Here is a 21,147-nt window from a genome sequence, read left to right as displayed (position 1 = left end):
ACTCACGAGGCTTTACCGCTCCAGCCATCTGGTGATGCCGATGTCCTTCAGGAACGGCCGGTCGTGGCTCGCCACGATCAGCGTGCCCCGATAGGCCAGCAACGCTTCGGTGAGCCGCCGCACGCTCGCCAGGTCGAGGTTGTTCGTCGGCTCGTCGAGCAGCAGCAGTTTCGGCGTGGGTTCGGTCAGCAGCAGTGCCGCCAGCGCCGCCCGGAACCGTTCCCCGCCGGACAACGACGCCACCTCCCGGTCGGCCGTCGTGCCACGGAAGAGGAACCGCGCAAGCCTCGCGCGGATCTCGTTGTCCGTGAGCGACGGCGCGACCAGGCGCACGTTGTCCACAATGGACATCGCGTCCTCGAGGGTGTCGATCCGCTGGGGGAGCAGTCTGCCGGGGACGAACAGCCGCACTTCGCCCGAGCGCGGCGGGAGCTCGCCGGTGATCGTGCGGAGCAAGGTCGTCTTCCCCGACCCGTTCGGGCCGACGAGCGCGATCCGCTCGGGGCCCATGACGTGCAGGTTCACCGGCGGCCCGAACCGGGGTTCGGCGTCGATCCGGAGTACGTCCGTTCCCCGCGCGACCGTGGTCTCCGGCAGCTCGACGCGGATCTCGGCGTCCTCCCGCACCAGTTCCTCGGCGGCTTTCAGCGCTTCGACGGCGTCCTCCAGCCTCCCTGCGTGCAGGTTCCGGTGCTTGCCCGCGGCGATCTGCGCGTCCTCCTGGCGTTTGCGCATCCGGACCTTGGGTTCGCGTTTCTGGTCCCACATCTTCTGGCCGTAGCGGGCCCGCCGGGCGAGTTTCATGCCGGCCTCGATCAGCTCGCGCTTCTGCCGCTTGACGTCCGATTCCGCCGCGCGCACGTGCCTGCGCGCGGCGTCCTGGGCGACCTCGACGGCATGCTCGTAGTCCGCGAGGTTGCCGCCGTACGTGGTCACCTCGCGGTCGCGGACCTCGACGATCCGGTCGACTAGCTGGAGCAACTCGCGGTCATGGGAGACCACCACGAGAATCCCGCTCCAGCCCTCCACCTCGCGATGCACGAGTTCGCGTGCCCGCAGGTCGAGGTTGTTCGTCGGTTCGTCGAGCAGCAGCGCGGCGGGACGCCGCAGGAGCAGGGCGGCCAGCCCGAGCAGCGTGAGTTCGCCGCCGGACAGCTCACCCGCCCGCTGGTCGAGGCGGACGGCACCCAGCCCGAGCCGATCGAGGATCGCGCGGATGCGTTCCTCGACGTCCCAGTTGTCGCCGATGGTGGTGAAGTGCTCCTCGGTGGCGGCGCCGCTCTCGACGGCCCTGATCGCCGCGCGGATCGCGGTGACGCCCAGCACGTCGTCGACGCGGCGGCCGGTGTCGAGGGCGAGGTTCTGCGGCAGGTAGCCGAGCTCGCCCGGTGCGGTGACGGAGCCCGTGGTGGCCTTCAGCCTGCCCGCGAGCAGGCGCAGGAGCGTGGACTTGCCGGATCCGTTGGTGCCGACCAGGCCGGTGCGGCCGGCCCCGATGGTGAGCGAAAGGCGCTCGAACACCGGGACACCGTCGGGCCAGGTGAAGGTGACGTCGGAAAACGTCAAGGAAGAAGACATGAGACTCCCTGCGAAGGAGGTGGGATGAGGGCGCAGGTTCGTCTCAGAAGATCACTGGGCCACCGTAGCCGGGCGGCGGTCCCGGTGCGACCGATTTAGCGGGAGCTGCCAGTCGGTGCCAGAGGCCGGTTGCCGTTTCGTGGCAACGGAGTCAGAACGATGGTTCCTCGGTGCGGGGTGTGTGCAGCGGCGGAGGCTTGCTGTCGTAGGCCTGGCCGGTTGGTGTGGTGATCGTCAGGGTTCCGTCCGGTGCCAGTCGGTAGATCCACCCTGGTTCGTCCTTGAGCCGATGGTCGCGGCGGCAGAAGTCGATGAGGTCGGCGGCGTCGGTGTTGCCCTGGAACTGCCACGGGATGGAGTGGTCGAGATCGCAGGCCTGGGCGGGCCGGTGGCACCCTGGTCTCCGGCATTCGCGGTCGCGGACCCGGACGAACTCGTCAAGACCGGCCGTCGGTCGATACCGGTCCCGGCCGAGATCTGCGACCTGGCCTGACAGCGGGTCGGTGATGATCCGCCGCAGCACCGTGTTGGGTCCGCTCGCGATGTGCCGCGCCAGCGACGCCGGGATGTGGCCGTGTCCGGCCATTTCCGTCGGGTCGTCGTTGAGGCCGAGGTAGGTGAAGAGGTCCATGTAAAGGAATACTTCGGCGCGTTCACTTTTCCCGCCGGTGCCGCCCAACAAGAGGTCGAGGGCGACGTCGGCGCGAAGCTGGTCCAGAGTGCGGGTCTCGTCGCCGGTCTTGAGCGCGCGGGCCTCCCGGTTGATCCGGTTGTAGGCGGCGGCGACCTTCTCCACTGGGCCGTCCTCGATCTCCAGCGAGGCCACGCCCGCCTCACCCTGACTTACCACGAGGCGGCGGCTTTCGCGGGCCTGCTCGCAGCGCTTGTCCGCGCCCTCACGATCGACAGTTGTCGCCGCGTGGTTCGCCGCTTTGCGGATCTGTTCGGCATTCTTACCGGGCAACCGGTCTTCCAGCAGGGCATCAGCGGCGAGCGCGTGCTCGTCTGACAGCCACGCGGTGGCCGTGACGACTTTCATCGCGCCGAACCCGTCCACCTGACCCTTGTCCATCAAGCCAAGGGTGCGGGGCAGCCTGGTGGTGAACGCCTCGGCGGCGGCGACCAGCCCGGCCGCGTACTTGTCGCCCACCGACAGGGCGAACGCGACTTCCTGAGTGACGCTACGCGCGCCTTCGCGATGCCGGTTCAGCTGGGCCAGGGCACGGAAGCGGATCGCTTCCAGCCGGGCGATCCCCGCCGACGCCGCTTGCGCGAGGGCGACGGATTCGTTGTCTTCCAACGAATCCACGGCGGTATTGATGGCCTTCAGGTTGTCGGGGTCGGTGATTCCTCAAGTAGCGCCACAGCGGTGGCTCGGTAAGTGTCCACCCGACGAACCTACAATCCCTCACCGACAGTTCTGGATCTTGTGGCTGCCGCCGCCGTTGTCGAAATTCGGTAATGGCAGTCGTGGTAAGCGAAGTCTGGAATGTACGCGCCGGGTGACGTTCACCCGGTAGTGGTAAACAGTGCGTGGGCTGGATTTCTCGGGCGCTATCCCGGATTTCAAGCGTCTCGTCGCAGGGGGGAGGCGATCAGGTCGATCGCGGCGAAGGTGGGGTGTCGGCTGAATCGACCGGCCGGGGCATACTGGCGGCGTGATTGAACGCCCCCACGTCCTGCTTTCCGCCGCGGTCTCGCTGGACGGTTACCTCGACGACGCGACCGACACCCGGCTGGTGCTGTCCACCCAGGACGACTGGGCCAGAGTGGACGGCCTGCGCGCGGCGTCGGACGCGATCCTCGTCGGCGCGAACACGGTCCGCGCGGACAATCCCCGGCTGCTGGTCCGTTCGCCGGAACTGGTCGCCGAGCGGGTCGCGGCCGGGCGTCCGGAACAGCCGGTCAAGGTCACGCTCACCCGGAGCGGCTCGCTCGATCCGGCGGCACAGTTCTTCACCGTCGGGGACGCGGAGAAGCTGGTCTACGCGCCGCCCGGTGTCGTCACGGGCCTGAAGGCGACCGTCGTCGAACTGGCGGGCCTGCGGGAAATGCTGGCCGACCTCCACGCGCGCGGCATCCGGCGGCTGATGGTCGAAGGCGGCGGCGCGATCCACACCCAGTTCCTCACCGAGGGACTCGTCGACGAACTGCACCTGGCGATCGCGCCGTTCTTCGTCGGCGATCCGCGCGCGCCGCGGTTCACCGGCCCAGGCGCGTTTCCTCGCGGGCTCACGCTGGTCGACAGCACCCGGCTGGGCGAAATCGCCGTCCTGGAGTACCACGCGACGCCGGAACCGTCCGAAGTGGACATTCTGCGGCTGCGCGAGGCCATCGCGCTGGCCGAGAACTGCCCGCCGCGCACCTTCCGCGTCGGCGCGGTCATCACCGGCGCCGACGGCGAAGTGATCTCCACCGGTTACTCGGGCGACGGCGATCCGAACAACCACGCCGAAGAAGCCGCGCTCGCCAAACTCGAACCAGGAGACCCGAGACTGGCGGACGCGACCATGTACACGTCGCTGGAGCCGTGCAGCTCCCGGACGTCACATCCGCGGAGCTGCACCCAGCTCATCCTCGACGCCGGCATTCCCCGCGTCGTGTTCGCCTGGCGCGAGCCGTCGGTGTTCGTCGACTGCGTCGGCGCCGAAACGCTGGAAGCGGCCGGACGCCGGGTGATCGAGGTACCCGCCCTCGCCGCCGACGTCCGCCGCGCGAACACCCATATCCCGGGTGTCCGCCCCTGATCTACTTACAGGCGTCGCAGCAGCCGCAGCCCTGACCGGTGCACGCCGAGCAGCAACCGTGGCGAAGCACGACCTTCAACAGACGCTTGATCATCGCTGTCCTCCCGATCGTTGTCGTCCCACCGCCCTGTCACGCTAAGTTCTGCGCATACGACAGTGGTACCGCCGGGAGGGCCATGACGCTGCTCCAGCGGGTGACGTCAGGACTCGAGGTCCCCCTCCAGCGATAGGTAGACCTCGCGCAGCTGAGCCAAAAGATCGGCGTCCGGCTCCGCCCAGAGCCCCCGATCGGCGGCTTCGTTCAGCCGCTCGATGATGCCGCGCAACGCCCACGGGTTGGCCTGGCGCAGGAACTCCTGGTTGACCTCGTCGAGTACGTAGGACTCGGTGAGCTTTTCGTACATCCAGTCGCCGACCACGCCGGCGGTGGCGTCGAAACCGAAGAGGTAGTCGACAGTCGCCGCCAGCTCGAAAGCGCCCTTGTAACCGTGCTTGCGCATCGCCGCCAGCCAGCGTGGGTTGACCACGCGGGCACGGAAGACACGGGCGGTCTCCTCGCCGAGGGTGCGGGTGCGGACCGCGTCCGGCGTGGTGCTGTCGCCGACGTAGGACGCGGGCGCGGTGCCGGTGAGCGCGCGGACCGTCGCGATCATCCCGCCGTGGTACTGGAAGTAGTCGTCGGAATCGGCGATGTCGTGCTCGCGGGTGTCGGTGTTCTTGGCCGCGACCACGATCCGCTTGTAGGAGTTCTCCATGTCCTCCCGCGCGGGCCTGCCGTCGAGGTCGCGGCCGTAGGCGAAGCCGCCCCAGACCGCGTAGACCTCGGCGAGATCCTTGTCGTCGCGCCAGTTCCCGGAATCCATCAGCGGCAGCAGGCCCGCGCCGTACGCGCCGGGCTTGGAACCGAAGATCCTGGTGGTGGCCCGGCGTTCGTCCCCGTGCGCGGCCAGATCCGCGCGGGTGTGGGCGCGGACGAAGTTCTGCTCGTCCGGTTCGTCCAGATTCGAGACCAGGCGCACGGCGTCGTCCATCAGCGCGATCACGTGCGGGAAGGCGTCGCGGAAGAAGCCGCTGATCCGGACGGTGACGTCGATGCGCGGGCGGCCGAGTTCGGCGAGCGAGATGGCTTCGATTCCGGTGACACGGCGCGACGCCTCGTCCCAGACCGGCTGGACTCCCAGCAGGGCCAGGACTTCCGCGGCGTCGTCACCCGACGTGCGCATGGCCGACGTGCCCCACACCGAGAGGCCGACCGAACGCGGCCAGTCGCCCGTGTCCTCCTTGTAGCGGCGGAGAAGCGAGTCGGCGAGCGCCTGCCCGGTCTCCCAGGCGAGACGGCTCGGGATGGCCTTCGGGTCGACGGTGTAGAAGTTGCGGCCGGTCGGCAGCACGTTGATCAGGCCACGCAGGGGAGACCCGCTGGGGCCCGCCGGAATGTAGCCGCCGTCGAGCGCGTGGAGCACGGCGTCGATCTCGGCGCCGGTGCCCGCCAGGCGAGGCACGATCTCGGTGGCGGCGAAGGTCAGCACGCGGGCGACGTCCTGGTGTTCCGGGACGTCGGCGACGACTTCGGCGACGGCGGCGGGGGACCAGTCACGGGCCTCCATCGCCTCGACGAGCGACCGGGCCTTCTGCTCGATGGCGTCCACTTCGGACAGTGGTGCGTCGCTGTTCTCCTTGAGGCCCAAAGCGGAACGCAGTCCGGGAACCGCGCCCTGCTTGCCGCCCCACATCTGCTGGGCGCGCAGCATCGCCAGCACGAGGTTGATCCGGGCTTCGCCTTCCGGCGCGGCACCGAGGATGTGGAGGCCGTCGCGGATCTGGGCGTCCTTGACCTCGCACAGCCAGCCGTCGATGTGCAGCAGGAAGTCGTCGAACTCCGCGTCGTGCGGGCGTTCCTCGACACCGAGGTCGTGGTCGAGCTTCGCGGCCTGGATGAGCGTCCAGATCTGCGCGCGGACCGCGGGCAGCTTCGCCGGGTCCATCGCGGCGATGTTGGCGTGCTCGTCGAGAAGCTGTTCCAGGCGGGCCATGTCGCCGTAGCTCTCGGCGCGGGCCATCGGCGGGATCAGATGGTCGACGATCGTGGCGTGCGCGCGCCGTTTCGCCTGGGCGCCCTCGCCGGGGTCGTTGATCAGGAACGGGTAGATCAGCGGCAGGTTGCCGAGGACGGCGTCCGGCGCGCAGGAGTCCGAGAGACCGGCGGTCTTACCGGGAAGCCATTCCAGCGAACCGTGTTTGCCGAGGTGGACGACGGCGTGCGCGCCGAACTCCTCCTCCAGCCAGCGGTACGCGGCGAGATAGTGGTGGCTCGGCGGGAGGTCCGGATTGTGGTAGATCGCCACCGGGTTCTCGCCGAATCCGCGAGGCGGCTGGATCATCAGGATGACGTTGCCGGACTGCAGGGACGCGAGCACGATGTCGCCGTTGTCGACGTAGAGCTCGCCGGGAGCGGGCCCCCAGTGCTCCTCCATCCCCTCGCGCAGTTCCGCGGGCAGCGCGGCGAACCACTCGCGGTACTTGTCGGCCGGGACGCGGATCGGGTTGCCGGACAGCTGTTCTTCCGTCAGCCACTCCGGATCCTGGCCGCCCGCGGCGATGAGCGCGTGGATCAGCGCGTCACCGTCGGGCTGGTCGGTGCCGGTGGGCTCGACGCCGGGGAACGGGTCCTCGCCGAGGTCGTACCCCCGGTCGCGCATGCGGCGCAGCAACTCGATCGCGGACGCGGGCGTGTCGAGGCCGACGGCGTTGCCGACGCGAGAATGCTTGGTCGGGTACGCGGACAGCATCAGCGCGATCTTGCGCTCCTGGGGCGGCGTGTGGCGCAAGCGAGCGTGGGCGAGCGCGATCTTGGCGACCCGGGACGCGCGCTCGGCGTCCGGCACGTACTTGGGAAGGCCGTCGTCGTCGATCTCCTTGAACGAGAACGGGACGGTGATGAGGCGGCCGTCGAACTCGGGGACGGCCATCTGGTTGCCCGCGTCGAGCGGGGAGAGGCCGTCGTCGTTCGCGGACCAGGTCTCGCGGTCGCTGGTGAGGCAGAGGGCCTGGAGAATCGGGATGTCGAGCGCGGCCATCTCGGAGACGTCCCACGCCTCGTCGTCCCCGCCCGCCCCGACCTCGGAGGGCTTGGTGCCGCCGGCGGCCAGCACGGTGACCAGGAGCGCGTCGGCCTTGGCCAGCTCGACCATCATCTCCGGCTCGCGGGTGCGCAGGGACGCGCAGTGGATCGGGAGCGCGCGGCCCCCGGCGTCCTCGATGGCGTCGGAGAGGGCGTGGACGAACTCGGTGTTCCCGGAGAGGTGATGCGCGCGGTAGTAGAGGATCGCGATGACCGGGCCGTCTGTTCGCTTCGGTGTGCGCTGGAGGACGCCCCACAGCGGCTGCACCTTGGGCGGCTCGAAACCGTCGCCGGTGAGCAGGAGCGTGTCGCTGAGGAAGCGGTGCAGCTGAGCGAGGTTCTCCGGCCCGCCCTGCGCGAGGTACGCGTGAGCCTCGGCCGCCGTACCGGCCGGGACCGTCGAGAGCTTCATGAGCTGCGCGTCCGGCGTCTGCTCGCCGCCGAGGACGACCACGTGCGCGCCACTCGCGCGGACCGTGTCGAGCCCCTCCTGCCAGCTGCGCTCGGACCCGAGGATCCGGATGACGACGATCTGGGCGCCGTCGAGCAGAGCGGGCAACTCGGCCAGGTCGAGCCGGGCGGGGTTGGCCATCCGGTAGTCGGCCTCGCCGGCGCGGGCGCTGAGCAGGTCGGTGTCCGATGTGGACAGAAGCAGGATCACGGCAGTCCTCACTCGGGGTGTCCGCGCCCCGGGTCGTGCGGTCGCGACGGCCGGAGTTCCTGGCTTCCCCTCTCGTGGCTGGGAGGGGTGACAGTGGCGGGACCGCCCCGGACTCTCACCGGGTTCCTCCCTCTGCCGACGCGTGGGTTCCCGCTCACTCTCCGGTGCGGTCCGGCGGGAGTCAAGGTGATGTGTCCGGCAGGTGGTGGGCGGGGGCGGGTGCTGGGTCGGCCAGGGGCGAGTGGGGAGGATTCAGGACGTTGAACGTCCGGAATCTTTCACCACCATGGGGTGATTTCAGCAGGTAGCCACCGCTACCCGGCGCGACACCGAACCTCGGTCACCGTATTTAGCCGACTAATTGCGAAGGTCCTGAAGTCTCGCGACCTGCTCCCGCAGTGAAACGACCGCCTCGGCGAGATCCACCGGATCGACCGTCCCGGCCCACTCCCGGATAAGCCGTGACCGCAGGCGGACGACCTCCTTCTCCGCGTCGCGCACGATCGCCGCCTGGGTGTACTCCTGCGCGTCGACGGCCGCTTCCTTGCGTCGCCGGTGCTCGGCGATCTGGTCGCTGAGCAGGTCGATCTCGGGCGGCGGATCGGCAGGGCCACGAGCAGGGGAAGCAGGAGTACCCCAGACGGCGTCCTTGTCGAGCAGCGGAGCCCAGATCCGGGCGTAGGCCTCGCGAACCTGCTCTTCCGTCACACCGTGTTCGCCCAGCACGCGAGTCACTCCGCCGCCGGCCGACGACAACGCGGCGAGCATCTCGAGGAAGCCGTCGTGCCGCAGCACTTCGCGGACTTCGGCGGTGACCGCGAAACCCGACTCGGTGCCCGCGGCGACGTCGGAAGCGGGCGCTTTCTCCAGTTGCCACACGAGGACATCGCGAGAAATCCCCAAGGCGCCGGGAAGTGCATACCCGACGCCATCGTCCAAAATGGCGAGCAGGAGTTCCTCCCCGCCGACCCGGTCCCGTCCCAGCCGGACTGCGTGCGCGTGCGCCCGCTCCACCAGGTTCACGCCGAACGTTCCGAAGAGGAGTCACCGATCCGCGGGAAGGGGGCGGTGGAGAAGATGATCTCCACCGCCACCTCGAAGAATGCCGCGATCCGCAGTGCGAGGTAGAGGCTCGGGCTGTACTCGCCGCGTTCGAGATAGCCGATGGTCTGGTAGTGCACGCCCAGCGCATCGGCGAGCTCGCGGCGGGAGATGCCCCGTTCCGCCCGTAGCATCGCGATCCGGTTGTAAACGACCTCGCTCATGAACTAGCCAATTCGCTGCATCGCCTTTTCCCGTCGTGCCGCCACCGAGGACCCGGACTCACGCCGTGCCATGCGCCGCAGGACGACCGGGGCCAGTGCCAATCCGATCACGGTCCACGCGGTCAGTACGCCGAGGGTCTCCCATGGCCGCCAAGACTGCCCGATCTCGATCATCACCGTCGAGTCCGGCAGCAGCGCCGAGCGCATGCCGAGGCCGAGCCAGTACATCGGGAACACCTGTCCGATGTACTGCAGCCATTCCGGCAGTGCGGTGATCGGGTAGAAGATCCCCGAGATCGCGCCGATTCCCAGGGTGGGCAGCATGATCAGGCCGATGCTGCGCGCGTTCGTGGTCAGTGAGCCGAAGATCGCGCCGATCGGCATGGTGGCGAGCAGGCCGAGCACCAGCACCCACAGCAGGCCCAGCCACGACGCCCACCCGCCGGGCGCGATGCCGTCGAACAGGATCAGGCTGGGGATCAGCACCAGCAGGATCCCGATGACCGTGCTGAAGGACACCGTGACGACCTTGCCGACGAGGTAGCCGATCATGCCGTTCGGCGTCGCCTTGGCGCGCAGGAGCGTGCCGTCCTCGCGTTCGACGGCGAGGATGCCCGCCATCCCGAGCATGCCGCTGAACACGATCGACGCGCCCAGCACGCTCGGCACGGTGGCGGCGCCGAGCGAGAACTCCATGCCCGGCAGTTTCGCGTCGCGCATGAAGAACATGACGACGACGAAGATCGCCGGGAAGAGGAAGGTGTTGAACAGGTCTTCGCCGTTGGTCATCATCTGGCGGGCTTCGAGCCAGCCTCGCCGGATGCCCAGCCGCACGCTGTGCTGAACCGGGTTCATCGCGCATCCACCTCCGTGAGCGGGGATTCCGCCTGGCGGACCAGGGTCATGTAGGTGTCCTCGAGCGACGCCCGCCGGACCTCGAGGTCGCCGATGGCGTCCCCGTGCTGCTTGAACAGTTCGTGCACGTACTTCGTCGATTCCGTGGTCGAGTGCACGAACCGCTGGCCGTCCAGCGTCCAGCGCACCTCGGCCTCGCCGGCGATCTGCCTGCTCAGCGCGTCGGCGGAACCGTCGGCGACGATCCGGCCGTGGTTCAGGATGAGGATCCGGTCGGCCAGCTTCTCGGCCTCGTCGAGGTCGTGCGTGGTCAGCAGGATCGTCGTGTCGTCGTCATCGGTCAGCCGGTGCACGAGTTCGTGGAACTCGCGCCGCGCCTCCGGGTCCAGCCCGGCGGTCGGCTCGTCGAGGAACAGCAGTTCCGGACGGCCGACGATGCCGATCGCGACGTCCAGCCTGCGCCGCTGCCCGCCCGAGAGCATCCGGACCTTCTTGTCCGCGTGCGCGGTCAGCCCGACCGCGGCGACCAGTTCGTCCGGATCCCACGGCCGCTTGATGCGGTCGGTGGAATACGGCGCGTAGTAGCCGCCGAGGTGCTCCAGCAGTTCCCGCACCCGCCACTTCGCGTGGTCACGCCAGGCCTGGAGGACGACCCCCAGCCGCGCCCTCCAGTTCTCGTCCGCGTGCGCCGGGTCGACGCCCAGCACGCTGACCTCGCCTTCCGAGCGCATCCGGAAGCCTTCGAGGATCTCGATCGTCGTGGTCTTGCCCGCCCCGTTGGGCCCCAGCAGGCAGATCACCTCGCCACGGTGCGCGGTGAAGTCGACGCCGTGGAGGACGTCGTTCGTTCCGTAGCGCATCCGGAGATCTTTGACGGAGATCATCACGTCTTGTGGATCTCTCATTGGTCACCCCCATCTCAGTGCTGCGACTGAATGTAGCACACCTACTACATATGATCTGAGAGGTACTCTCGCTCCAGGTCGCCATCTACAGTGAGCGCATGTCCACGAGCACGCGTGTCCGAGCCGACGCGTGCCCCGGTGTTTTCGCCACGCACGACGCGGCGGACGGTCCGCTCGCCCGGATCCGGCTGCCCGGCGGGGCCATCACGAAAGACCAGCTCGGGGCCCTCGCGGACGCCGCCGACGACCTCGGGGACGGCGCTCTCCACCTGACCTCTCGCGGCAACATCCAGCTCCGCGGCGTCACCCGTCCCGGTCTCGCGGCCAGGCTTTCCGCGGCCGGACTCCTGCCTTCGCCGCCGCACGAACGCGTCCGCAACATCCTCGCCTCGCCCCTGAGCGACGTCGCCCAACGTCTCGCCCCGGCGCTCGACAGGGCCCTGTGCGCCGTTCCCGAGCTGGCCGAACTTCCCGGACGTTTCCTCTTCGCCCTCGACGGCGGCCGCGGCGACGTCGCGGGGGAGGGCGCCGACGTCTGCTGGCGTGACGGCGCGCTGCTGCTCGACGGCGCCGACACAGGCCTGCGCGTCACCGCGGAGCACGCTGTCGAGACGCTGATCTCGGTCGCGCGCGCTTTCCTTCGCATCAGGGGAACCGCCTGGCGGATCGGCGAACTTCCCGGCACGGGACCACTTCTTCGGGACATCCCGGGCGAAAAGGAAGAACCGCGGGTCTTCGACACGAACCCGGGCCTGCCCATCGGGCGCATCGGTGACGCCTTCGGGGTCGCGCCGGTCTTCGGCCGCCTGACCACTGGACAGGCGCGCGCGATCGCGAAGGCAGGCAATGCGGTGGTGACGCCGTGGCGCTCGATCCTGGTCCTCGGCACGCTGGACGACGACGCCGGTCTGATCACCGATCCGGACGCGCCGTCGCTCGGGATCAGCGCCTGTATCGGCCGTCCGGGCTGCGCGAAGTCGCTCGCCGACGTCCGGGCCGAAGCGGCACGGGTCGGCCGGACCCCGATGGCCCATTTCGCCGGATGTGAACGGCGGTGCGGAAAACCCGCGCGCGAGCACGTCGACGTGCTCGCGACGGAGGACGGTTACCTGGTCGACGGGGCGTTCGTCCCGGTCGGCGAGCTGGCCGGGACGTTGGCGCGGAAGGACAGTGCCGAAGTGAAGGGACAGCAGTGATCGACTACCTCCGGGACGGTGCCGAGATCTACCGGCATTCGTTCGCCACCATCCGCGAGGAGGCGGATCTCGCGATCCTGCCCGACGACGTCGCGGTGCTGGCCGTGCGGATGATCCACGCCTGCGGGATGGTCGACCTGGTCGACGACCTCCGCTACAGCCTGGACGTGGTGGAATCCGGCCGGGCCGCGCTCGAGGCGGGCGCGCCGATCCTCTGCGACGCCAACATGATCGCGTCCGGGGTGACCCGCAAGCGTTTGCCTTCCGCCAACGAGGTGCTGTGCACGCTGTCCGACCCGAAGGTGCCGGGGCTGGCCGAGCGGATGGGCACCACCCGTTCCGCGGCCGCGCTGGAGCTGTGGCGCGACAAGCTGCCCGGTTCCGTGGTGGCGATCGGCAACGCGCCCACCGCGTTGTTCCGCCTGCTGGAACTGCTCGACGAAGGGGTCGGTGCCCCGGCGGCGATCATCGGGGTCCCGGTCGGGTTCGTCGGCGCCGCCGAGTCCAAAGTGGAGCTCGCCGAGCGGGCGCCCGCGCCGTACCTGGTGGTGCACGGACGCCGTGGCGGCAGCGCGATGGCCGTCGCCGCGATCAACGCGATGGCGAGTGAGGTCGAATGAGCGGGCCCGGGAAACTCTGGGGTGTCGGGCTCGGGCCCGGTGACCCCGAACTGATGACGGTGAAGGCCGCGCGGCTCATCGGCGAGGCCGACGTCATCGCCTATCACAGCGCCCGGCACGGCCGGAGCATCGCGCGTTCGGTCGCCGAGCCGTACCTGCGCGACGGCCAGCTCGAAGAGAAGCTGGTCTACCCGGTCACCACCGAGACCACCGACCATCCCGGCGGCTACGAAGGCGCCATCGCCGATTTCTACGAGCTCAGCGCGAAAAGGCTCGCCGAACACCTCGACGCCGGACGTGACGTCGTCGTGCTCTGCGAAGGCGACCCGTTCTTCTACGGCTCCTACATGTACATGCACGAACGGCTCGCCGACCGCTACGAGGCGACCGTCGTGCCCGGCGTGACGTCGGTCAGCGCGGCGTCGTCGGTGCTCGGCCGCCCGCTGGTGCAGCGCGACGAGGTCCTCACCATCCTGCCCGGGACCCTGCCCGCGCCGGAACTGGCGCGCCGCCTCGCCGACACGCAGGCCGCCGCGGTGCTCAAACTCGGCCGTACGTTCGGCAACGTCCGCGAGGCGCTGGCCGAGGCCGGGAAGCTGGACGACGCCTTCTACATCGAACGCGCGACCTGGCAGGCGCAGCGCGTCGAGCCGTTCGCCGACGTCGACCCGGAGTCGGTGCCGTACTTCTCGCTGGCGCTGCTGCCCAGCCCGGCCTACGCGTCCCGGCTCGCCGACGAACCGGAGAGCCCGCGAAAGACCGAAACGCACACCGGTGGCGAGGTCGTGGTCGTCGGTCTCGGCCCGGCGGGCCCCGGCTGGCTGACCCCCGAAGCGACCGAGGAACTGGCCGCGGCGGAGCACGTCGTCGGCTACGGCCCGTATGTCGCGCGGGTACCGCAGCGCGCGGGCCAGCAGCGGCACGCGTCGGGCAACCGCGTCGAGGCCGAACGTGCCGTCGAAGCGCTGGAATTGGCCGCGAACGGCGCCAAGGTCGCGGTGGTGTCCTCGGGTGATCCCGGCGTGTTCGCGATGGCGTCGGCGGTGCTGGAGCAGCTCGCCGCCGGGCACGGCACGGGGACGCGGGTGCGGATCGTGCCGGGGGTGACCGCCGCGCAGGCGGCCGCGTCCCGGGTCGGCGCTCCGCTGGGCCACGACTACTGCGTGCTTTCGCTGTCCGATCGGCTCAAGCCGTGGGAGATCATCGAACGGCGCCTCGACGCGGCGGGCGCGGCGGATCTCGTGCTCGCGCTGTACAACCCGGCCTCCCGCACCAGGACCACACAGCTCGCGCAGGCCCGCGACGTCCTGCTCCGGCACCGCGCGCCGGAGACGCCGGTCGTCGTCGCCCGTGACGTCGGCGGTCCCGAGGAGGATGTCCGCGTGGTCACCCTCGGCACGCTCGATCCGGCGGAGGTGGACATGCGCTGCCTGCTGATCGTGGGTTCGTCGAAGACCCGTGCCGAGAACGGGATCGTCTGGACGCCCCGCGGTTACGAGTGACGCCCGAGCCCGGCGTTGCGCGCCTGGCCGAGCAGCACCTCGCGATCGACGGTGCCGGCCTTCGCGTGAATCGACGAGACCACGTTGCGCACGGTCTTGGGGGCGAGCCCCAGTTGCCGTGCCACCTGCGTGATCGTCAACCCGCCCGCCAGGAGGTCCAGCACTTCGTGCTCGCGTGAGGTCAGCCGCGGGAACATCCGGACCGGCTCGGAGGCGGCCAGCAGGCCGTAGAGCCGGTCCGCCGCGCGTTCGCCGAACACGACCGCGCCCGCCGCGACCCCGCGGATGAACCGGACCAGGTCCGCGTGGCCTGCGGTCCGCGACAGGACGCCGCGGGCACCCGCGAGCATCGCGGCGACGCCGAGTTCGCCGTCGCCGGGCGGGGTCAGCGCGAGCACGGCGGTTTCCGGCACGCGCGACGCCAGCTCGCGGGTCACGGCGAGTCCGTCGAGCGCGGGCGGGTGAACGGACAGGACGAGGACGTCCGGGCGCAGCACGGTGGCGTGCCAGACCGCTTCGCGTTCGTCGGGGGTATAGGCGACCACTTCCAGTTCCGAGGACTCGGGCGGCTCGGGGACACCCGCGAAGACCACGCTCACCACTTGGGTTCGAATCGGCACGCCATCGGTTGTAGCGCAGAACTTTTGTACAGTGTCCGGCCGTTTTGGGTGAACAATGACCATTCGATAACGCTTCGACGATCAGGGGGGCCTGGTGCCGAGACGCGAGCGCCCGCTGGGGCCGGGTGACGACGTCGTCGTGAGGTTCGCGGCGGATCTTCGCCTGCTCCGGGAGAAGGCGGGCGGGCCGACGTACCGGGACCTCGCCGCCCGCGCGGGCTACTCGGCCGCCGCCCTCTCCGAGGCGGCGGGAGGCCGGAAGCTGCCGGGGCTCGCGGTGACGTCCGCGTACGTCACCGCGTGCGGCGGGGATCTCCCGGTGTGGGAGGACCGCTGGCGCGCCGTCGCCGCCGGGCTCGCCGCGGCCGACGGCGAACGCGACGACACCGAGCTCCCGTATCTGGGCCTGGCCGCGTTCCAGGCGACCGACGCCGACCGGTTCTTCGGCCGTGAGCGGCTGGTCGCCGAGCTGACCGGCAAGCTCGCGGAACGACGGCTCGTCGGCGTCTTCGGCGCCTCGGGTTCGGGAAAATCATCCGTCCTGCGAGCCGGGCTGGCGCCGTCGAGCGAACGCCCTGTCGACCTTCGCACGCCTGGAGCACATCCGCTCGAAGCGGACTGTGCCGTCGCGGGGCGGCTGCTGATCGTCGATCAGTTCGAGGAGCTTTACGCGCTCTGCCACGACGAAGGCGAGCGCACCGCCTTCATCGACGCGCTGCTGGCGCTCGCGAGCGACGAGCACGGGACCCGGGTCGTCCTCGGCGTCCGCGCGGACTTCTACGGTCACCTCTGCCGTCACGCGGGTCTCGTGGAGGCCCTCACCGACGCACAGGTGATGGTCGGCCCGATGACCGCAGACGAACTCCGCACCGCGATCGTCGAACCCGCCGTCCGCGCGGGCTGCCGGGTCGAGGCGGCGCTGGTCACGACGCTCGTCGCCGACGCCACCGGCCAGCCCGCGATGCTCCCGCTGGTCTCGCACGCGCTGCTGGAGACCTGGCGGCGGCGTCAGGGGATCACGCTGACCAGCGCGGCGTACGAGTCGGCGGGCGGGATCCTCAACGCGATCGCGCAGACCGCGGAGGCGGTGTACACGGATCTGGAGCCGGACAGGCAGGCCCTCGTCCGGCAGATCTTCCTGCGGCTGACCGCGCTCGGCGAAGGCACCGAAGACACGAAGCGCCGTCTCAACCGGCGCGAGCTCGACGACGATCCCGCGACGACGGAGGTTCTCGGACGCCTCGCCGACGCGCGCCTGCTGGTTCTCGACCGCGACGGCGTCGAGATCGCCCATGAGGCGCTGATCCGCGGCTGGCCCCGGCTACGCGACTGGCTCGCGGAGGACCGCGAAGGACATCGGCTGCATCGTCAGCTGGCCGAGGCGACCGACCTGTGGGAGTCGCTGGATCGCGACAAGGGCAGCCTCTACCGCGGTACGCGGCTGGGTCTCGCGGCCGAATGGGCGGCCAGGGCGCCGGACGCGTTGAGCACGCGCGAACAGGAGTTCCTCCGGGCCGGACTCGACGCGGAAGCCGAGGAGACCGCTGTCGGCCGCAAACGGACACGGAGGCTGCGCAGGCTTGTCGCGCTCCTCCACGTGCTGCTGATCCTCGCGGTCGTGGCCGTCGTGTACGCCGTCGACGCCGGGAACACCGCGACCGATCAGCGGAACGTGGCGCTCGCGCGCAAGGCCGTCGTCGACGCGAAGACGTTACGGGAGTCGAACCCGGCGTTGTCGACCCAACTCAGCCTCGCCGCGTACCGGCTCGCGCCGATCCAGGAGACCCACGACGGTCTGCTCGCGTCCATGGCGGCGCCGTTCGCCACCAGGATGACCTTCGACCCCGGTGACGTCACCGTCGTGCTGAGCGGGCAGCTCATGGTCACCTCCGACTCCTACCGGGCGACGCAGGTGTGGTCCATCGCCGATTCCCGGCGTCCGGAACTCCTGTCGACGCTGCCCGCTTCGGAAACGATTCGCGGCCCGCTCGCGTTCAGTCGCGACGGACGGGCCCTGGCGACCGCCACCCGGGAGCACGCCGTCCGGCTCTGGGACCTGACCGATCCACGGAATCCGGTGCGGAAGGCGGACGTCGCCGGGCACCGGGAGGCCCTGCTTTCCACCGGTTTCAGCCCGGACGGCCGCCTCCTCGCCACCGGTTCCGCCGACCGCACCGTCCGGCTCACCGACGTCTCCGACCTCGGCGCCCCGAAACCGCTCGGCGGGATCCCGGCCGACGAGCTCGAACGCGCCGTCTTCAGCCCCGACGGCAGGCTGCTGGCGGTCACGAACACGAACTGGACGGCGGAACTCTGGGACGTCACCACCCCGGCCGCGCCGCGACGGCGCTCCGTCCTTTCCGGACACAAGGATCTGCAGCTCACCCCGGCGTGGAGCCCGGACGGCAGACGGCTGATCACCACCAGCTGGGATCGCACGGCCCGGCTCTGGGACGTCGCCGATCCGGCGTCGCCGCGGCCGCTGTCGACGATGACCACCCCGGCCGTGGTCTGGGCGGCCGGGTTCAGCCCGAGCGGCAGGCTGGTGGTGACCGCGGGGGACGACCAGTCCGTGCGCGTGTGGGACGTCACGGGAGCGGCGGCGAAGGAACTGCCGCCGCTGTCCGGGCACACGAACGCCATCTGGTGGACCGGGTTCACCCCGGACGGCAAGACCATCGTGTCCACCAGCGCGGATCGGACCGTCCGGTTGCAGGACCTCGGCGAGCTCGCGCTGGCCTCGAGCGCGGGCTGGAACGTCGGCGCGTTCACCGAGCAGGGGCGGATCCTCGTCACCTCCGGGGACGACGTGCGGCTTTGGACGATGGACGACCTCCGTGCCCCGCGACAGCTCGCGAAACTCCCCGGACCGGCCACGGTCACCGCCGTCGCGCTCAGCCCGGACAAGCGCAGCCTCGCGCTGGCCGCGCACGACGGCGCGGGCGTCGCCGGGACGTTCCTGCTCCAGCGCTGGGACATCAGCGATCCGACGGCGCCGAAGCTGACGGCGTCCACCGAGGTCAAGCCGACGTATTCGCTCGCGTTCAGCCCGGACGGGAAGACGTTCGCCTCCGGCCACGACGACGGGCCGATCCAGCTCTGGGACGTCGGCGATCCCCAGCGGTTCGCCGAGCCGCGGACCCTCCCGGTCGGTGACGGCACGGTGTGGTCGCTCGCGTTCACGCCCGACGGGCGGACGCTCGTGGGCAGCCAAGGTCTCAGCTCGTCCGCGGTGACCTTGTGGGACGTCGCCGATCCGAAGCGGCCGAGTCTGGTGTCGACCCTGCGGCCCGACGCCGGCGCCCTGTTCAAGATGGCGCTCAGTCCCGACGGCCGGACCGTCGCCGCGGGCAGCAGCGACCGGAACGTCTACCTGTGGGACATCGCCGATCGCGCGCACGCCGTGCGGCTGGCGAAACTGGGCGGCAATCCCGAAGGCGTCGGGCATCTCGCGTTCGGCCCGGCGGGGCGGGAACTGGCGGCGTCGGCGTTCCGGACGGTGCGGGTCTGGGACCTCGCCGATCCCCGGAACCCGGTGGAGCGGGCGCAGCTCACCGGGTTCGCCGCGACGGTCAACTCGGTGGCCTACCGGGACGACGGGCAGACGCTCGCGATCGGGAGCAGCGGTGTGCAGCTGTGGCAGACGAACACGGACCGGGTGAGCGAAGAGATCTGCCGGTTGGCGACGCCGAGGATCACCAGGGAGGAGTGGGAGAGGTACTTTCCGGGGCTCGAGTACGCGCCACCGTGCGGATGACCAACTCTCTCCGTAATAAACATATAGCGCATGGGGGGACTTGCCACAAGACCCCGGTCATGCTTCAAACTCACTCGCCGTAGCCGAAACCTGGCGAAATGGGAGTCTGTGTCAACTCAGGGTCATGAAGAAGAGCTGCGGTCCGAACGCGAGTACGTCGCCGGGCTCTACACGCGCTTGGACGCCGAACGCGCGCGGGTGAAGGGGGAGTTCCAGGCCGCGCTGGGGGGAACCGGCGCGACGGCCATGGAACGCGACGTCGAGGTGCGTTCGCTGGCCAGGGAGTCGCGGCGGCTCGACGTCGTGGACAACGGCCTGTGCTTCGGCAGGCTGGACAGCGACGCGGGGGAGACCTTCCACATCGGCCGTATCGGTCTCTTCGACGAGGACAAGGACTACGAACCGGTACTGCTCGACTGGCGGGCGCCGGCGGCACGGCCGTTCTACACCGCGACCGCCGCGACACCGGAGAAGATGCGCCGCCGTCGCCAGTTCCACACGCACGGGCGTGCGGTGATCGGGTTCACCGACGAGGTGTTCGGCCGCCCCGGCGGCGACGCGGAAGGCGACGCGGCGCTGCTCGCGGCCGTCAACGCGCCGCGCGGTGAGGGGATGCGCGACATCGTCGCGACCATCCAGGCCGAGCAGGACGAGATCATCCGGCACGAGCACCCCGGTGTGCTGGTGATCGAGGGCGGGCCGGGCACCGGGAAGACCGTGGTCGCGCTGCACCGCGTCGCGTACCTGCTCTACACCCAGCGCGAGCGGATGGAACGCCACGGCGTGCTCGTGGTCGGGCCGAATCCGGCGTTCCTGCACCACATCGGCCGGGTCCTGCCGTCGCTGGGCGAGACCGACGTGGTGTTCATGACCACCGGCGATTTCGTCCCCGGCAAGCACGTCACCGCCGAGGACGGCCCCGAAGTGGTGCGGCTCAAGGGTTCGCTGAAGATGCTGGACGTCCTGGCCGCCGCCGTCGCCGAACGCCAGCGGTTGCCGGAGGAACCGCTGCCGATCGAGCTGTCCGACGTCACCGTCCGGATCGACGCCGAGACCGCGGAGTGGGCCAGGGACGAGGCGCGCAAGAGCGGCCTGCCGCACAACGAAGCGCGGGTGACGTTCACCGACATCGTCACCTACGTCCTGACCGAGCGGGCGATCGCGCGGATCGGCCGCGGCTGGCTGAGCCGGGACGACCGCGACGAATGGGAGCGGCTGCGGAAGGACCTGCTGAAGGAACTGGCGGAGAGCGAGACGTTCACCGCCGCGCTCGACGCGCTCTGGCCGATCCTGACGCCCGAGAGCCTGCTCGGGGCGCTCTACGCGTCCCCGGAACGGCTGACGGCGGCCGGTGCCGACCAGGCGCTGCTGCGCGCCGACGGGGAAGCCTGGACGGTGTCGGACATGCCGCTGCTCGACGAACTCGTCGATCTGCTCGGCCGTGACAAAGCGGCGGAGCAGGCGGCGGAAAAGGCCGTCGAGCGGGAGAAGAAGGCCGAGGCCGAGTACGCCGAAGGTGTGCTCGACACGATGAAGCTGGACCGCGAGGAGATGGACGAGGACGTCCTGCTGTCCGCGGAAAACCTGCTCTTCGCCGACGAACTCGCCGACCGGTTCGTCGAGCACGACACGCGCAGCCTCGTCGAGCGGGCCTCGGCGGACCGGGACTGGACGTACCGGCACGTCGTGGTCGACGAGGCGCAGGAACTGTCCGAAATGGACTGGCGGGTGCTGATGCGGCGCTGCCCCAACCGGTCGTTCACCGTCGTCGGCGATCTGGCGCAACGCCGGTCCGAAGCCGGGGCGCGGTCCTGGGGCGCGATGCTGGAGCCGTACGTGCCGGGCCGCTGGGTCTACCGCTCGCTGACGGTGAACTACCGGACGCCGGCGGAGATCATGGCCGTCGCGGCCTCGGTGCTCGCCGAGTTCGCGCCCGACGTCCGGGCGCCGGAGTCGGTCCGTTCCAACGGTGTCGCGCCGTGGGCGCGGAAGGTCACCGGGGATTCCCTGGCGGGGGCCATCGAGGAGTTCGTCAAGGACGAAGCGGGCCGCGAGGGCACCAGCGTGGTGATCGGGCCGCCGGGGGTGCCGGGCACGGTGCCCGCGTCGGAGACGAAGGGGCTCGAGTTCGACGCGGTCCTGGTGGTGGACCCGGTGCGGATCCTCGCCGACGGGCCACGTGGGGCGGCCGAGCTCTACGTCGCGCTCACCCGGGCCACGCAGCGGCTCGGGGTGCTCTACAGCGATGCTTTGCCGCCGGCGTTGGCCGGGCTCTAGAGAGAGCTGAAGGGGCCCTTCACCGCATCACATGCGGTGAAGG

Annotated in this window: 14 protein-coding genes and 1 riboswitch; of the genes, 6 read left to right on the top strand and 8 right to left on the bottom strand. The window is 70.1% G+C overall.

The genetic code is table 11. From position 1 onward, the window contains the following. Positions 1 to 12: 12 nt before the first annotated feature. Both ACLJRM_RS28495 and ACLJRM_RS28490 read right to left on the bottom strand, forming a co-directional pair. Positions 13 to 1,578: an ABC-F family ATP-binding cassette domain-containing protein gene (locus ACLJRM_RS28495; protein WP_410664792.1), complete on the bottom strand. Its 1,566-nt coding sequence runs from the start codon at positions 1,576 to 1,578 to the stop codon at positions 13 to 15. Between the two features lie 151 nt (positions 1,579 to 1,729). Continuing rightward, positions 1,730 to 2,887, bottom strand: a complete 1,158-nt coding sequence (locus ACLJRM_RS28490; protein ID WP_410664791.1) for a DUF222 domain-containing protein — start codon at positions 2,885 to 2,887, stop codon at positions 1,730 to 1,732. A gap of 349 nt (positions 2,888 to 3,236) precedes the next feature. Between ACLJRM_RS28490 and ACLJRM_RS28485 the strand changes: the two genes are divergently transcribed. Further along, positions 3,237 to 4,325, top strand: coding sequence for a dihydrofolate reductase family protein (locus ACLJRM_RS28485; protein WP_410664790.1), 1,089 nt, complete (start codon positions 3,237 to 3,239; stop codon positions 4,323 to 4,325). A gap of 200 nt (positions 4,326 to 4,525) precedes the next feature. On the opposite strand, the gene cobN is transcribed toward ACLJRM_RS28485, so the two are convergent. The 5 genes from cobN to ACLJRM_RS28460 all read right to left on the bottom strand — a co-directional run bounded on the left by cobN (position 4,526) and on the right by ACLJRM_RS28460 (position 11,132). After that, positions 4,526 to 8,107 (bottom strand): cobaltochelatase subunit CobN, encoded by a 3,582-nt coding sequence (gene cobN, locus ACLJRM_RS28480; protein WP_410664789.1) that lies wholly within the window; start codon positions 8,105 to 8,107, stop codon positions 4,526 to 4,528. Between the two features lie 53 nt (positions 8,108 to 8,160). Beyond that, positions 8,161 to 8,236, bottom strand: a riboswitch (cobalamin riboswitch). 228 nt (positions 8,237 to 8,464) lie between these two features. Further along, complete coding sequence (locus ACLJRM_RS28475) at positions 8,465 to 9,130, bottom strand: Clp protease N-terminal domain-containing protein (RefSeq protein WP_410664788.1); 666 nt, start codon at positions 9,128 to 9,130, stop codon at positions 8,465 to 8,467. Further along, complete coding sequence (locus ACLJRM_RS28470; RefSeq protein ID WP_101605726.1) at positions 9,127 to 9,372, bottom strand: helix-turn-helix transcriptional regulator; 246 nt, start codon at positions 9,370 to 9,372, stop codon at positions 9,127 to 9,129. The genes ACLJRM_RS28475 and ACLJRM_RS28470 overlap by 4 nt, the downstream gene beginning before the upstream one ends. 3 nt (positions 9,373 to 9,375) lie before the next feature. Continuing rightward, positions 9,376 to 10,227, bottom strand: coding sequence for an ABC transporter permease (locus ACLJRM_RS28465; protein ID WP_101605727.1), 852 nt, complete (start codon positions 10,225 to 10,227; stop codon positions 9,376 to 9,378). Continuing rightward, positions 10,224 to 11,132 (bottom strand): ABC transporter ATP-binding protein, encoded by a 909-nt coding sequence (locus tag ACLJRM_RS28460; RefSeq protein WP_101605728.1) that lies wholly within the window; start codon positions 11,130 to 11,132, stop codon positions 10,224 to 10,226. The genes ACLJRM_RS28465 and ACLJRM_RS28460 overlap by 4 nt, the downstream gene beginning before the upstream one ends. Positions 11,133 to 11,230: 98 nt before the next feature. Between ACLJRM_RS28460 and ACLJRM_RS28455 the strand changes: the two genes are divergently transcribed. From ACLJRM_RS28455 to ACLJRM_RS28445, 3 genes are read left to right on the top strand one after another with little or no spacing between them, the layout of a single operon-like run. Further along, positions 11,231 to 12,328 (top strand): precorrin-3B synthase, encoded by a 1,098-nt coding sequence (locus ACLJRM_RS28455; RefSeq protein ID WP_410664787.1) that lies wholly within the window; start codon positions 11,231 to 11,233, stop codon positions 12,326 to 12,328. Continuing rightward, complete coding sequence (locus ACLJRM_RS28450; RefSeq protein WP_101605730.1) at positions 12,325 to 12,948, top strand: precorrin-8X methylmutase; 624 nt, start codon at positions 12,325 to 12,327, stop codon at positions 12,946 to 12,948. The genes ACLJRM_RS28455 and ACLJRM_RS28450 overlap by 4 nt, the downstream gene beginning before the upstream one ends. Next, a complete protein-coding gene (locus tag ACLJRM_RS28445) occupies positions 12,945 to 14,450 on the top strand; it encodes a precorrin-2 C(20)-methyltransferase (RefSeq protein ID WP_101605731.1) in 1,506 nt (501 codons plus the stop codon). The genes ACLJRM_RS28450 and ACLJRM_RS28445 overlap by 4 nt, the downstream gene beginning before the upstream one ends. Here the strand turns inward: ACLJRM_RS28445 and ACLJRM_RS28440 are convergent. Further along, on the bottom strand, positions 14,441 to 15,070 hold the full coding sequence (locus ACLJRM_RS28440; protein WP_233224285.1) for a LuxR C-terminal-related transcriptional regulator: 630 nt from the start codon (positions 15,068 to 15,070) through the stop codon (positions 14,441 to 14,443). The genes ACLJRM_RS28445 and ACLJRM_RS28440 overlap by 10 nt on opposite strands. A gap of 94 nt (positions 15,071 to 15,164) precedes the next feature. Between ACLJRM_RS28440 and ACLJRM_RS28435 the strand changes: the two genes are divergently transcribed. Both ACLJRM_RS28435 and helR read left to right on the top strand, forming a co-directional pair. Next, the gene (locus tag ACLJRM_RS28435; RefSeq protein ID WP_410664786.1) at positions 15,165 to 18,827 is read left to right on the top strand and encodes a hypothetical protein; all 3,663 of its coding nucleotides are present in this window, start codon (positions 15,165 to 15,167) and stop codon (positions 18,825 to 18,827) included. Positions 18,828 to 18,935: 108 nt separating this feature from the next. Further along, positions 18,936 to 21,104, top strand: coding sequence for an RNA polymerase recycling motor ATPase HelR (helR, locus tag ACLJRM_RS28430; protein ID WP_410664785.1), 2,169 nt, complete (start codon positions 18,936 to 18,938; stop codon positions 21,102 to 21,104). Positions 21,105 to 21,147 lie beyond the last annotated feature (43 nt).

The organism is Amycolatopsis sp. lyj-84, from assembly GCF_046549075.1.
Lineage (GTDB): Bacteria > Actinomycetota > Actinomycetes > Mycobacteriales > Pseudonocardiaceae > Amycolatopsis.
This window is presented reverse-complemented; position numbering and strand designations above follow the sequence as displayed.